This window comes from Micromonospora matsumotoense, from assembly GCF_050951065.1.
GTDB lineage: Bacteria > Actinomycetota > Actinomycetes > Mycobacteriales > Micromonosporaceae > Micromonospora > Micromonospora matsumotoensis.
In genome coordinates, this window is the sequence record NZ_CP192025.1 from 919,961 (window position 1) to 933,507 (window position 13,547).

14 protein-coding genes are annotated in these 13,547 nt (G+C 71.4%); 9 read left to right on the forward strand and 5 right to left on the reverse strand.

The features are described 5' to 3' along the window. Positions 1–32: 32 nt before the first annotated feature. Together ACQP1S_RS04405 and ACQP1S_RS04410 are read right to left on the reverse strand one after the other, a co-directional pair. Positions 33–785 carry a GH25 family lysozyme gene (locus ACQP1S_RS04405; protein ID WP_432903254.1) on the reverse strand — a complete coding sequence of 251 codons (753 nt, stop codon included), beginning with the start codon at positions 783–785 and terminating at the stop codon, positions 33–35. Positions 786–954: 169 nt separating this feature from the next. After that, positions 955–1,227, reverse strand: a complete 273-nt coding sequence (locus ACQP1S_RS04410) for a Uma2 family endonuclease (RefSeq protein ID WP_432903257.1) — start codon at positions 1,225–1,227, stop codon at positions 955–957. Positions 1,228–1,324: 97 nt separating this feature from the next. Between ACQP1S_RS04410 and ACQP1S_RS04415 the strand changes: the two genes are divergently transcribed. From ACQP1S_RS04415 to ACQP1S_RS04430, 4 genes are all read left to right on the forward strand, one after another. Further along, positions 1,325–2,068: a M50 family metallopeptidase gene (locus tag ACQP1S_RS04415; RefSeq protein WP_432903260.1), complete on the forward strand. Its 744-nt coding sequence runs from the start codon at positions 1,325–1,327 to the stop codon at positions 2,066–2,068. 139 nt (positions 2,069–2,207) lie between these two features. Then, on the forward strand, positions 2,208–3,200 hold the full coding sequence (locus ACQP1S_RS04420; protein ID WP_432903263.1) for a ketopantoate reductase family protein: 993 nt from the start codon (positions 2,208–2,210) through the stop codon (positions 3,198–3,200). A 71-nt stretch (positions 3,201–3,271) separates the two neighbouring features. Then, positions 3,272–3,763 (forward strand): SigE family RNA polymerase sigma factor, encoded by a 492-nt coding sequence (locus ACQP1S_RS04425; RefSeq protein ID WP_091248040.1) that lies wholly within the window; start codon positions 3,272–3,274, stop codon positions 3,761–3,763. Continuing rightward, positions 3,763–4,683, forward strand: coding sequence for a hypothetical protein (locus tag ACQP1S_RS04430; RefSeq protein ID WP_432903266.1), 921 nt, complete (start codon positions 3,763–3,765; stop codon positions 4,681–4,683). The genes ACQP1S_RS04425 and ACQP1S_RS04430 overlap by 1 nt, the downstream gene beginning before the upstream one ends. Positions 4,684–4,697: 14 nt before the next feature. On the opposite strand, the gene ACQP1S_RS04435 is transcribed toward ACQP1S_RS04430, so the two are convergent. Continuing rightward, positions 4,698–6,278, reverse strand: coding sequence for an acyl-CoA carboxylase subunit beta (locus tag ACQP1S_RS04435; protein WP_432903269.1), 1,581 nt, complete (start codon positions 6,276–6,278; stop codon positions 4,698–4,700). Positions 6,279–6,387: 109 nt separating this feature from the next. Here ACQP1S_RS04435 and ACQP1S_RS04440 point away from each other — a divergent pair, with 109 nt between their 5' ends. Further along, positions 6,388–7,263 (forward strand): biotin--[acetyl-CoA-carboxylase] ligase, encoded by an 876-nt coding sequence (locus tag ACQP1S_RS04440; protein WP_432903271.1) that lies wholly within the window; start codon positions 6,388–6,390, stop codon positions 7,261–7,263. Positions 7,264–7,380: 117 nt separating this feature from the next. After that, complete coding sequence (locus ACQP1S_RS04445; protein WP_091248056.1) at positions 7,381–7,953, forward strand: PH domain-containing protein; 573 nt, start codon at positions 7,381–7,383, stop codon at positions 7,951–7,953. A gap of 72 nt (positions 7,954–8,025) precedes the next feature. Here the strand turns inward: ACQP1S_RS04445 and ACQP1S_RS04450 are convergent, their stop codons facing one another. Together ACQP1S_RS04450 and ACQP1S_RS04455 are read right to left on the reverse strand one after the other, a co-directional pair. Beyond that, positions 8,026–8,766: a GtrA family protein gene (locus tag ACQP1S_RS04450; RefSeq protein ID WP_432903274.1), complete on the reverse strand. Its 741-nt coding sequence runs from the start codon at positions 8,764–8,766 to the stop codon at positions 8,026–8,028. Between the two features lie 62 nt (positions 8,767–8,828). Further along, the gene (locus ACQP1S_RS04455) at positions 8,829–9,368 is read right to left on the reverse strand and encodes a GtrA family protein (RefSeq protein ID WP_091248063.1); all 540 of its coding nucleotides are present in this window, start codon (positions 9,366–9,368) and stop codon (positions 8,829–8,831) included. 369 nt (positions 9,369–9,737) lie between these two features. Here ACQP1S_RS04455 and ACQP1S_RS04460 point away from each other — a divergent pair, with 369 nt between their 5' ends. The 3 genes from ACQP1S_RS04460 to ACQP1S_RS04470 all read left to right on the forward strand — a co-directional run bounded on the left by ACQP1S_RS04460 (position 9,738) and on the right by ACQP1S_RS04470 (position 13,392). After that, complete coding sequence (locus ACQP1S_RS04460; protein ID WP_432903276.1) at positions 9,738–11,579, forward strand: phosphoenolpyruvate carboxykinase (GTP); 1,842 nt, start codon at positions 9,738–9,740, stop codon at positions 11,577–11,579. A 50-nt stretch (positions 11,580–11,629) separates the two neighbouring features. Then, positions 11,630–12,508, forward strand: a complete 879-nt coding sequence (locus ACQP1S_RS04465) for a hypothetical protein (protein ID WP_432903279.1) — start codon at positions 11,630–11,632, stop codon at positions 12,506–12,508. Positions 12,509–12,621: 113 nt separating this feature from the next. Continuing rightward, on the forward strand, positions 12,622–13,392 hold the full coding sequence (locus ACQP1S_RS04470) for an isoprenyl transferase (RefSeq protein WP_091248072.1): 771 nt from the start codon (positions 12,622–12,624) through the stop codon (positions 13,390–13,392). Positions 13,393–13,547: the final 155 nt, after the last annotated feature.

Genomic DNA, 13,547 nt, shown 5'->3' on the forward strand with positions numbered 1-13,547 from the left:
CCCCGCTGCCGCCGAGCCGTGTCCGGCAGTGGTCAGGTGTTGTTCGCCAGCGCGATCAGCCGGGAGCGGTCGCCGTTCCAGTAGTTGCGGTCGACGTTGCCAGGGATCCCGGAGACGCTGCCGGAGCTGGTGTACTGCCAGAAGCTCCAGACCGGGGCGCCGGCGGGCAGAGTGCCCGGCGTGCTCGCCCAGCGGGCCAGCCAGAGCGGGTGGTGGGCCCACGGGCCGGTCCAGCTGCCGGTGCACTGGTTCCACCAGCTGGTGGTGGTGTAGATGACCGCGTACCGGCCGGTGCGGGAGCGGTAGGTGTTGAGGAAGTCCTGGATCCAGTTGCGCATCCCGGTGGTGGACAGCCCGTAGCAGGTGCCGCCGCTGTACGGGTTGGCCTCGACGTCGAGCGCGGCCGGCAGGGTACGGCTGTCCGCCGACCAACCCCCGCCGTTGCTGGCCAGGTAGCCGGCCTGGGCGGCGCCGGAGGAGATGTTGGGCCGGGCGAAGTGGTAGGCCCCCCGGATCACCCCGGCGTTGTAGGCGTTGACGTAGTTGGCGTTGAAGTTCGGGTCCTTGTAGGTCGTACCCTCGGTGGCCTTGATGAAGGCGAACTCGATGCCGGCGTTGCGGGCGCTGCTCCAGTTGATGGAGCCCTGGTAGTGCGAGACGTCGACGCCGGCGGTGGTGGCGGCGGCCGCGGGTGCGGCCGTGACGACGAGGGCCGCAGCCGCGGTGGCGGCCACGGTGAGACCGGCGGCGAACAGCCGGCGCAACGAGAATCTGGTACGGGTCATGGATTCCTCCAGGGACGCCAATCGATTGACGCCAATCTTTGGAGATTCCTACCCTTGATCGCAAGAGGGCTCAAGGAAAGTTTCATCGACGATTGCCGAATCTTGCAGGCACCGATCTGAATCGGTCAGGCCAGGTAGGCGGCGGTGTCCGCCGGTCGACGGGGCCGGTTCAGCGCAGCGCGGCCGGGTCGAGCTGCCAGCGGAACGGCTCGGCCAGGGTCAACGTCTCGCCCGCCTTCGCCACCTGGTCCTCCACGTAGTGCGCGCCGTCGAGCCGGTGCAGCCGCAGCGAGTGGGCGTCGCCATCCTGCTCGACCACCAGGTACCACGGGATGCGGGCGATCGCGTAGAGCTGCATCTTGACCATGCGGTCGGCGGCGGCGTTGCCCGGCGAGACGATCTCGCAGACCAACGCGACCGGTTGCTCGGAGCAGGGGCTCACGATCAGGCTCCCGTCGAGTTCGCCGCCCGGTCAGGCTCACCCGGTACGAGGCGACGACCGTCGAGCGACGCGGTCCGGCCGGGTAGGCTCCCCGGCCATGGTGTCGATCGACGGGCTGGGCGACCTCTGGGACCGGCTGTTCAGCGCCCAACCCGACCCGCCGCCCCTGCTGGTGCTGCTCACCGCCCTGGCCGCGCTGGTGGTCGTCGCCGTCCGGACGACCTGGCGGGTCGCCCGCAACGCGGTGACCATCGCGCACGAGGGCGGCCACGCCCTGGCGGCGCTGCTGACCGGGCGGCGACTGCACGGCATCCGGCTGCACTCGGACACCTCCGGGCTCACCCTCAGCGCCGGTCGCCCCACCGGCCCCGGCATGGTCCTCACCCTGCTCGCCGGGTACGTCGCGCCGTCGCTGGTCGGCCTGGGTGGTGCCTTGCTGCTCGGCGGCAACCGGATCACCCTGCTGCTCTGGGTCGCGGTGGCCCTGCTGCTCGCCCTGTTGCTGCTGGTCCGCAACGTCTTCGGGGCACTCTCCCTGCTGATCACCGGCGGTGTGGTGCTCATCGTCTCCTGGTACGCCACCCCGCAGGTGCAGGCCGCGTTCGCCTGGACCTCGGTCTGGTTCCTGCTGCTCGGCGGCGTCCGGCCGGTCTTCGAGTTGCAACGGCTGCGCAGCCGGGGCCGGATGCCCGAATCCGACGCCGACCAGTTGGCACACCTGACACCCTTCCCGGCGCTGCTCTGGGTGGTCGTCTTCGGGCTGGTCAACCTGTTCGCCCTCGCCGTCGGCGCGGTCCTGCTCGCCGGTCCGCTGCTCGCCGAGGCCGGCATCCCGCTCTGAGGCTGCCCGCCCGGGGCCACCGCACCCACGACGACCGCACCACCGACCGCATCCCGCGCCGGGCCACCGGCACCGGGGGACGGTGCCCGGACCGGTGCCGGGTCGTCGAGCCGGCCGGGTGCGGGGCAGAATCGGTCTGATGCGATACGTGATCATCGGAGCGGGCGCGGTCGGCGGCACCATCGGCGTACTGCTGGGGGAGGCCGGTCGCGACGTCACGTTGGTGGCGCGGGGTGCGCACCTGGACGCGATCCGCCGCCGCGGGCTCACCCTGCGTACCCCCGACCGGGCGGTGACCTGGCGTGGGCCGGCCACCGGCGGGCCGGGCCCGGAGCCGCTGCCGGCCGACACCGTCCTGGTGCTGACCGTCAAGTCGCAGCACACCTGGGCCGCCCTGGACGCCTGGGCGGACGCCCCGGTCGTCGGCGGTGGTACGGCCGGGCAGCGGCTGCCCCTGTTCACCGCGCAGAACGGGGTGGCGAACGAGCCGACCGCGCTGCGCCTGTTCGCCCACGTCCACCCGGTCTGCGTATGGCTGCCGGCCACCCATCTCGACCCGGGTGTGGTGATCGCCAGCGGTCACCCGTACCCGGGGATGTTGCACGTGGGCCGTTATCCGGCCGGTGCCGACGAGATCGACACGGCGGTGGCGGCGGACCTGACCGCTGCCGGCTTCCTCGCCCCGGTCCGCGACGACGTGATGCGGTGGAAGTACGGCAAGCTGCTGAACAACCTCGGCAACGGGGTGCAGGCCCTGCTCGGTGGCGACCTTCCCGGCTGGCTGCTCGACCGGGTCCGGGCCGAGGGCGTCGCCGTGCTCGCGGCGGCCGGCATCGCGCACCCCGCCGAGGACGAGGAGCGGGCCGAGCGGGGTGACCGGGTCGGCACCCGGCCGGTCGACGGGCAACCGCGCAGCGGCAGCTCGACCTGGCAGAGCCTGACCCGGGCGGCCGGCTCCACCGAGGCCGACCACCTCAACGGGGAGATCGTGCTGCTCGGCCGACGACACGGGGTGCCCACACCGGCCAACACCGCCGTGCAGGTCGCGGTCCGCCGGTTGGCGCAGGAACGCCTCCCCGCCGGCACCTTCCCGCTGGCCGAGCTGATCGACCTCGTCGAGCGCGCAGAATGATCGGCTGAGCACGCAACCCACCGGGGCGCGGCGCGCGTGTCACCTGCGACCGCCACGGGGGAGGTATCAGCGTGCCGGACGTCGACGGGTTCGACGAGTTCTACCGGGGCAGCCGACAACGGCTGCTCGGCTTCGTCTGCGCGCTCACCGGCAACCTGGCCGAGGCGCAGGACGCCGTGCAGGAGGCGTACGTCCGGGCCTGGCAACGCTGGTCGACGGTGAGCGGGTACGACGACCCGGAGGCCTGGGTACGCGTGGTCGCCTCCCGGATCGCGGTGAGCCGCTGGCGCAGCCTGCGCAGCCGGGCCCGCGCCTACCTGCGGCACGGGGCGACCGAGAGCGTGCCCGGCCCCGGCACCGACACGCTCGACGTGGTTGCCGCCCTGCGTCAACTGCCCGAGGAACAGCGCATCGCGCTCGCCCTGTACTACCTGCTCGGCATGCCCGTAGCCGAGGTGGCCCGGGAGACCGAAGCCCCGGTGGGCACGGTCAAGGCCCGGCTCTCCCGGGGGCGCGCCGCGCTCGCCGGCCTGCTCGCCGTTTCTGACCTGGAGGAGGTCTGATGGATGAGGATCTGACCTTCGTCGACCGGCTGCACCGGGACCTGCGTGAGGTCCACTGGCCCGAGCCGGCCGAAATCCGGGCCCGCGCCCGCCGCCGCAGCTGCCGGACGGCGGTGCTGTCGGCGGTCACGGTGCTCGTCGTGCTGGCCGGCTCCGCCACGGTGGCGGGTCCGGGCCTCACCGGGTCACCGACCTCCACCGCCCCGGCCGCGTTCGCGAGTCACTCCTCGGCTCCGGTCGCGGTCCCCGTGCGGACGGAGATCCCCCTCGCCGCGCTGCTGACCCCCGCCGACCTGCCGTTCAGCACCGGGGCGCGGCTCGGCACGACGGGGCTGGCCGAGACCGTCCAGGTCGACCCGCTGCTCGAATCGTGTGGGCGGGAACGCGAGGTCGCCGCCCGACTGCCGGTGTCCCGCGCCTCCCGCTCGCAGACCCTGCTCCGCCCGGGGGCCCGCGACGACCTCCCGGCCGCCCGGGTGCTGAGCCAGGACGTCTACCGGATCGAGCTGCCCCGGGGTCGGTGGCTGTTCGGCGAGATCGACCGGCTGCTCGACGCCTGCGCGGACTGGACCCTCGGCGCGTCCCTGCTGACCGCCGATCAGCAGGCGGTCCGCACGGCGCAGGAGCACAGCTGGGAGCCGACGGCACGCGACTTCGCCGGTGACCAGTCGGTGCTGCTGCGACATGTGGTGCGGCAACCCCGTGAGCAGGCCGGCGGGGAGCCGGCCGGCCGCGCGTCAGCCGTCGAGACCACCCTGGTGGTCCGGGTCGGTGATCTGGTCACGGTGGTGGCACCCGCCCCGGACACGGTCGCCGACCGGGTCGACGCCACCGGCCCGGAGTTGAGCCAGGCCGATTTCATCGCGCTGGGCGGGACCGCCGCGAAACGGCTCTGCCCGGCCACCGACGCACCCTGCTGAGAGCCGCCCGCCGGTCACAGCGGGATGTTGCCGTGCTTCTTCGGCGGCAGGGTCTCCCGCTTGGTCCGCAGCACCCGCAGCGCCCGGACGATCTGGGTACGGGTCTCGTGCGGCGGGATCACCGCGTCGACGTACCCGCGCTCGGCGGCGATGTACGGGTTGGCCAGGGTGTCCTCGTACTCGGCGATCTTCTCGGCCCGGACGGCGGCCGGGTCCTCGGCGGCGGCCAACTCCTGCCGGTAGAGGATGTTCACCGCGCCCTGCGCGCCCATCACCGCGATCTGCGCCGTCGGCCAGGCGAAGTTGAGGTCCGCCCCGAGATGCTTGGAGCCCATCACGTCGTACGCCCCGCCGTACGCCTTGCGGGTGATCACGGTGACCTTGGGCACGGTGGCCTCGGCGTACGCGTAGATGAGCTTCGCCCCCCGGCGGATGATGCCGTCCCACTCCTGGCCGGTGCCGGGCAGGAACCCGGGAACGTCCACGAAGGTCAGCACCGGGATGTTGAACGCGTCGCAGGTGCGCACGAAGCGGGCCGCCTTCTCCGAGGCGGCGATGTCCAGGGTGCCGGCGAAGTGCATCGGCTGGTTGGCGACCACCCCCACCGGGCGGCCCTCCACCCGGCCGTAGCCGATCACCAGGTTCTGCGCGTAGAGCGGCTGCACCTCCAGGAACTCGCCGTCGTCGAGGACGTGCGCGATCACCCGGTGGATGTCGTACGGCTGGTTGGCCGAGTCGGGGATCAGGGTGTCCAGCTCCCGGTCGGCGTCGGTGACGTCGAGGTCCGCCGGGGCGTCGAACACCACCGGCTCGTCCAGGTTGTTGGACGGCAGGTAGGACAGCAGCGCCTTGACGTAGTCGACCGCGTCGTCCTCGTCGGCGGCCAGGTAGTGCGCGTTGCCGCTGCGGGCGTTGTGGGTGCGGGCCCCGCCCAGCTCCTCCATCGCCACGTCCTCGCCGGTGACCGTCTTGATGACATCCGGGCCGGTGATGAACATGTGCGAGGTCCGGTCGACCATCACGGTGAAGTCGGTGACCGCCGGGGAGTAGACCGCGCCACCCGCGCACGGGCCCATGATCAGGGAGATCTGCGGGATGACCCCGCTGGCCCGCACGTTGCGGAAGAAGATCTCCCCGTAGAGGCCGAGCGAGGCGACGCCCTCCTGGATGCGCGCGCCACCGGAGTCGTTGATCCCGACCACCGGGCAGCCGATCTTCATGGCCAGGTCCATCACCTTGACGATCTTGGAGCCGAAGACCTCGCCGAGGGAGCCACCGAAGACCGTGAAGTCCTGCGCGAAGACGCAGATCTGCCGCCCGTCGACGGTGCCGTAACCGGTGATCACCCCGTCGCCGTACGGGCGGGTGCGATCCAACCCGAAGTTGGTGGACCGGTGCCGGGCGAATTCGTCCAGCTCGACGAAGGAGCCCTCGTCGAGCAGCAGCTCGATCCGCTCCCGGGCGGTCTTCTTGCCCCGCGCGTGCTGCTTCTCCACCCCGCGCGCGCCCGCGTGCACCGCCTCGTCGACCCGTCGCTCCAGGTCCGCCAGCTTGCCCGCGGTGCTGTGGGTGTTGGTCCCGGTCTCGGTAGTCACCCTGGGAATATAACGATGGTTCAGGCCCGCGCCGCTGTGCAGTACGCCTCAGTAGCCTCGCCGGAGGCTGGCCGGACGCGGCCGTCGACCCGGCCCGTAGGCTGGCGGGATGCCGGGCTCGCCGTACACCGATCTGGACCGACCGCCGCTGTCGGCGGCGCGGCTGTCCCGGGCGTTGACCGCGCCGCTGGGCCCCTGGCGTCGGCTGGACCTGCGGTCGGAGACCGGCTCGACCAACGCCGACGCGGCCGACGCCGCGCGGGCCGGTGAGCCGGAGGGCCTGGTCGTGGTCGCCGAGCGGCAGACCGCCGGCCGGGGTCGACGGGGCCGGGTCTGGCAGTCGCCGCCGCGGGCGGGTCTCGCGGCCAGCGTGCTGCTCCGGCCCGGCGAGGCCGTCACCGAACGCGACTGGCCACCGGCGCCCCCGACCGGGTACGGCTGGCTGCCGCTGCTCGCGGGGGTCGCGTTGGTGGAGGCGGTCTCCCGGCTGGCCGAGCTGGACGCCGGCTTGAAGTGGCCCAACGACCTGCTGGTCGGCGAGGCCAAGTGCGCCGGCATCCTGGCCGAGGCGGTGCCGGCGGCCGGGGGAGCGGAGCCACCCGCGATCGTGCTCGGCATCGGGGTGAACGTGACGCTGCGCGCCGAGGAGTTGCCGGAGAACCCCACCGGCCTGCCGGCCACCTCGTTGCAACTCGCCGGGGCCACCGCGACCGATCGTGATCCCCTGCTGCGGGCCCTGCTGCGCGCCCTCGCCGACTGGTACGACCGGTGGCGGATGGCCGGCGGTGACGCCGACGCGTGCGGTCTGCGGGAGGCGTACCTGGCCTCCTGTGCCACGGTGGGGCGGCAGGTGCGGGTGCTGCTGCCCGACGGCTCCGCGCTGACCGGGCTCGCCACCGGCGTGGATCCCGACGGTCACCTGCTGGTCGAGACCGCCGCCGGGGAGCGTCGGCTGGCCGCCGGGGACGTGCTGCACCTGCGCTGACCGGGCCGCCCCCGGTCGGTTCGTGCGTGGGGTGCACGGCAGGCCGCCCGGCTGATCCGGCGGGTCGTGCCGACCGGTTACGGTCAGCGCGTCCGATTGTCGGCTAGGAGGTTCCCCGTGGCGTTCCCCGAAGACGTGCTCACCGAGGACGAGCACGTCGTCCTGCACCTGCACCCGCACTGGAAGGCGCTGCTGCGGCCGATCCTGGTGCTGGTCCTCGGCGTCGCGGCGGTGGTGGCGGGCTGGCTCCTGCTGCCCGACGGCGACGGCGGCACGATCGTGCTCTACGTCGTCGCCGGGCTGTTCCTGATCGCGGCGCTCTGGCTGGGGTTGTGGCCGTTCCTGGTCTGGCGCACCACGCACTACCTGTTCACCAACGAGCGGGTGCTGCTCCAGGAGGGGGTCTTCTCCCGGCACCGGCGGGACCTGCCGCTGGCCCGGATCAACGACCACTCGATGAACCAGCGTTTCATCGAGCGGCTGCTCGGCTGCGGCACCCTCACCATCGAGTCGGCGGGCGAACGCGGCCAGTCGGTGCTCGCCGACGTGCCCCGGGTCGACCGGGTGCAGACCACCCTCTACGAGTTGGTGGAGGCGCAGCACGACAAGCACACGCTGGGCGACGGCGAGATGCGCGACATCCTGGCCGACATGCGTGACGGCAAGCCGCTGCGCGACACCACCGGCTGAACCCTGCGGAAATGCGCGACGGCCCCGGGAATTCCCGGGGCCGTGGTCGGTCTGGGTGGTGCGGCGGGTCGGTCAGGGGCGCGGTGCGCGGCGGGTGCCGGCGTGCAGTTCGGCCGCCAGTTCCGCTTCCAGACCGCCACCGGTGACCGACTGGCCGAGGCCGGTGCCGAGGGCGGCGCCACGCCCCTGGGCCTGCTTGAACACCGGTTCGACGGGCGGGGCTGTCGGCGCGGTGGTCGGGGTGGGCCGTTGTTCGGGTTGGGCCTGGGCCTCTTCCAACTCGCTGACCGATTCGGCCAGCTCGGCCACCGGGTCCAGCTCGGCCATGGTGTCCCACTCGTCCCGCTTGATGGCGTGCCAGCTCTCCTCGGCGTGCCGGGGGACCGGCTGGAAGACGAACGTCCGGTAGGACCAGAACCGGAACAGGGTGGCGAGCAGCACGCCGCCGGTCTTCGCCACGTTGAGTGCGAGCAGGCTGTTGAACCCCAGGCCGTACTTGGCGGCGGCGAGGACACCCAGTTCGATGATCAGCCCGGCGCCGTTGAACAGAAAGAACAGGGCGTATTCCCGCTTAAGTGCCGATTTGGGGCGATCCCGGTACGTCCAGTGACGATTCATCAGATAAGACGTGATGGTCGCCACGATGGTGGCGATGACCGTCGCCTTCAGTTGACCGTCGACAAAGACCGTGAGTGCCAGGGCATTGAACACCGCGTAATTGATGACGGTGTTGACGCCGCCGACGATGCCGAATTTGAGCGCCTCGCGGATGAACTTCTGCCAGCGCTCGGGCAGCAGACGGACAAGACGCATGCGCAACACCTTAGGGCAGAGGACGATGCCGGAGTCTCCGGCTGGACGGGGTGGGCGACCGCTCACGGCCCGGGCGACGGGTCGTCGGTGGTCGCCTCCGGAACCGGGGGAGTTCCCGCCTCCACGAAGACGAACCGTCGGTACGACCAGAACCGGAACAGTGTGCCGAGCGCGGTGCCTACCACGTAGCTGGCGATGTTGTCGGCCAACGGGGTGCGGAAGATGTCGGGCCAGATGCTGCCCAGCCCGTAGCGGCTGCCCGCCAGACAGGCCACCGCGATGCCCAGGCCGACCGCGTTGAAGAAGAAGAACAGCGCGTACTCGCGGGCCGGGTTGGAGCGGACCCGGTGCCGCCAGGTCCAGAACCGGTTGCCGACGAACGCGACCGTCGCCGCGATCACCGTGGAGATGACCCGGGCGGTCACCGGCTCCATCCCCCGGGCCAGCGTCAGGAAGTTGAACAGCGCGAAGTCGACCAGGAAGGCCACCCCGCCCACGGTGGCGAACTTGCTCAACTCGCGGAGGAGGTGACCGAACCGGTCCAGCAACGAACGGACCAGACCCGGACGGGTCTGCGGGGTTCCCGGTTGGTCCCCGGTCATCGTCGCGGCCACCTCGCGAGCGTACCGGTTGCCGGCTGTCCGGACGGGGCACCGTCCGTGACCTGTCGCCGTGCCGCGCACCGATCCGCCCGTACGCCCGGTTCCGCCGTTCCCGTCGTCCGTTCTCGCAGTCACCGACAGTTCGCCGGAGGATTTGCGTGAAACTGCGCGTGAAAGCGGGTATCAGCTCGTGTTACCGCAGCCGGGCGGCACCTTGTGCAGTTGTTCACAACCAGTCCCACTGACTCGCGGGTCCGCCCGGTTTACGCTGAGGCCAATCCCAGGTTTCCACGAAGGCGACGCGGCCCGCGTCCGCCGAGACTCGTGCATCCCATAAATCGGTCAGCGTCGACCACAAGGAGATGAGTCATGGTTGCTCCGGCTACTGTGCGGGGGATCGATCAGGCCCCCACGACCCACCCCAAGCTGCTCGCCTGGGTCCGGGAGATCGCGGAACTGACGACCCCGGACCGGGTGGTCTGGGTGGACGGCACCGACGAGGAGTGGCGGCGTCTCACCGACGAACTCGTCGACAGCGGGACCCTGATCCGGCTGAACCCGGAAAAGAAGCCGAACTCCTTCTACGCCCGCACCGACCCCACGGACGTCGCCCGGGTCGAGGAGCGCACCTTCATCTGCGCGGTGGACGAGGCGGACGCCGGCCCCACCAACAACTGGATGGCGCCGGCCGAGATGAAGCGGACGATGACCGACCTCTACCGGGGCGCGATGCGGGGCCGGACGATGTACGTCATCCCCTTCTGCATGGGTCCGGTCGAGGCCGAGAGCCCGATGTTCGGCGTCGAGGTCACCGACAGCCCGTACGTGGTCGCCTCGATGCGGATCATGACCCGGATGGGCACCGCAGTGCTCGAGGCGATGGGCGACGACGCCGACTTCGTGCACGCGCTGCACTCGATCGGCGCCCCGCTCGCCCCCGGCCAGTCCGACGTGGCCTGGCCGTGCAACGAGACGAAGTACATCTCGCACTTCCCGGAGAGCCGGGAGATCTGGTCCTACGGCTCCGGTTACGGCGGCAACTCGCTGCTGGGCAAGAAGTGCTACTCGTTGCGGATCGCCAGCGTGATGGGGCGGGACGAGGGCTGGCTCGCCGAGCACATGCTGATCCTCAAGATCACCTCTCCGGAGGGGAAGGTCTACCACGTGGCGGGCGCGTTCCCGTCCGCCTGTGGCAAGACCAACCTGGCCATGCTGGAGCCGACCATCCCGGGCTGGAAGGTCGAGACCATCGGCGACGACATCGCCTGGATGCGGTTCGGCTCCGACGGACGCCTCTACGCGGTCAACCCGGAGTACGGCCTCTTCGGCGTCGCCCCGGGCACCGACTGGAAGACCAACGCCAACGCGATGCGCACGCTGGACCGGGGCAACTCCGTGTTCACCAACGTCGCCCTCACCGACGACGGCGACATCTGGTGGGAGGGCATGGGTGAGCCGCCGGCCCACCTGACCGACTGGAAGGGCAACGACTGGACGCCGGAGAGCGAGCACCTCTCCTCCCACGCGAACAGCCGGTTCTGCACCCCGATCACCCAGTGCCCGATCCTGGCCGACGACTACTTCGACCCCAACGGGGTACCGATCGACGCGATCCTGTTCGGCGGTCGCCGTCGGGACACCATCCCGCTGGTCACCGAGGCCCGGGACTGGGTGCACGGCGTCTACCTGGGGGCGACGCTCTCCTCGGAGACCACCGCCGCCGCGTCCGGCGCGGTCGGCGTGGTGCGCCGCGACCCGATGGCCATGCTGCCGTTCATCGGCTACCACGCCGGTGACTACTTCAACCACTGGATCGAGATGGGCAAGGGCGTCGACGGGGACGCCGCCAAGCTGCCCCGGATCTACTACGTGAACTGGTTCCGCAAGGACGCCGAGGGCAGCTTCCTCTGGCCCGGGTTCGGCGAGAACTCGCGGGTGCTGAAGTGGGTCGTCGAGCGGCTCGAGGGCACCGCCGACGCGGTCGAGACCCCGATCGGCATGGTCCCGACCGCCGACGCGCTGGACGTCGACGGCCTCGACATGACCCCGGAGGACGTCCGGATCGCCCTCAAGGTCGACCCCGAGGAGTGGCGCAACGAGTTGCCGCTGATCACCGAGTGGTTCGAGAAGTTCGGTGACAAGCTGCCCGCCGTCCTCTGGTCGGAGCTGGACGCGCTGCGCGCCCGGCTCGACGCGAAGCAGCCGCAGTAGCCGGTGCGGACAGGTGTGCCGGTCGCCCGTACCGGGCAACACCGGAAGCCATGAGGACGGCCGCCGTGACCCCGCAGGTCCGGCGGCCGTCCGCCGTCCGGGCGCTCACCACCCTGCTCGCGCTGACCGCCGCGGCCACCATCGTGGTCGAGCTGCTCAACTGGTGGTACGCCCCGGAGCAGGAGTTCGGCCTGGCGGTACGCACCGGCTGGGCGATGCTGCGGTCACTGGGCTTCCTGGTGCTGATCGGGCACGTGAACCGGGGGCGGGTCGGGGCGAAGCCGTTCGGGCTGATCCTCGCCGTGACCACCGTCTTCGCCGTCGGCCGGCTGGTGGTGCCCCGGCAGGGTGTGCCGCCGCTGCCCGGCCTGCTCGGCTTCGCCGTCCTCAGCGTGCTCTGCGTCGCCGTGGTCGTGCTGCTCTACCGCTCCGACGCGGTCGCCGGGCACCTGGTGCGGCACCGCAAGGGCCTGGTGGTCGAGGGTGGGGCGATCACCTGGCGGGAGGTCGCCCCGAAGCGCCCCCAGGTCACCGGCTGGCTGCTGACCGGCCGGGTGGCCGCCTTCACGTACAGCCCGCTGATGCTGGTGCCGGCCCTGGTGGCCGGCGGTGCGGTGCTGGACGGCCGACTCGCCGCCGTGCCGGTGGTGCTGCTCTGGTTCGGCGCCGGCATCGTGGTCAGCTACCTGGTGCTGTTCTGTACGGCGTTCCTGATGCGCGGCCGACCGTGGGCCCGCCGCCTGCTGGTGGCGATCACCCTGGGCGTCCTCGCGGTCAACCTCCCCCTCTGCTGGTGGCTCCTCGGTCTGGACGGCCTGATCCGCGACGGCGCCCCCCTCCTGGCAGCCGCCACCCTCACCCTCTACTCCCTCCACCGAGCCACCCCCACCCCCACCCCCGGGGCCGGGGCCGGGGCCGGGCCACGGTGATCAAGAGGTTTCGGTCACGGGGAGGCCGGCGGATGACGTATTTCTCTTGATCACGGCCGGAGTGCGGCCACCGAGGCACTGGTATTGGGCGGGGGTCGCTACGCTGCAGGGTGATGACTCTGCGGAAACTCCTCTACTCCGTCTACGAGCGCCGGCTGACGGCCAGGCTCGCGGGTCGGCCGGTGCCCCGGCACGTGGGCGTGATGTGCGACGGCAATCGCCGGTGGGCGCGGGAGATGGGCCTCGTCGATCCGAACGACGGGCACCGGATGGGTGCCGAGCGGATCAAGGAGCTGCTGCGCTGGTGCGACGCGGCCGGGGTCGGCCACGTCACGCTCTGGCTGCTCTCCACCGACAACCTGTCCCGGCCGGCGGAGGAACTCGACCCGCTGCTCCAGATCATCGAGGATCTGACCACCGAGCTGGCCGAGGAGGGCAACCCCTGGCGGCTGCGGATGGTCGGCGCGCTCGACGTGCTGCCGAACCAGCACGCCCAGGCGCTCAAGGCCGCCGAGGAACGCACCCGGGAACGCACCGGCGGCGCACAGGTCAACATCGCCGTCGGGTACGGCGGGCGGCGCGAGATCGCCGACGCGGTCCGTTCGCTGCTGGTGGAGCACGCCGCCAAGGGCGGCACCATTGAGGAACTCGCCGGTTCGCTGGACGTGGACCACATCTCCGAGCACCTCTACACCCGTGGCCTGCCCGACCCGGATCTGATCATCCGGACCAGTGGCGAGCAGCGCCTGTCCGGATTCATGCTCTGGCAGTCGGCGCACTCGGAGTTCTATTTCTGCGAACTCAACTGGCCGGACTTCCGGCGGGTCGACTTCCTGCGCGCCCTGCGCTCCTACGGCACCCGGCAACGCCGCTACGGCGTCTGACCCGCAGCCCGCACAGCCCGAAGCCGCAGCAGTAGCCCGCACAGCCCATAGCCCTAGCCCGCACAGCCCGTAGCCCTAGCCCGCACAGTCTGCGCCCGAAGCCCGAAGCCCGCGCAGTCCGGAGCCCACAGCCCCGAGACGACGGCCGGCGACGT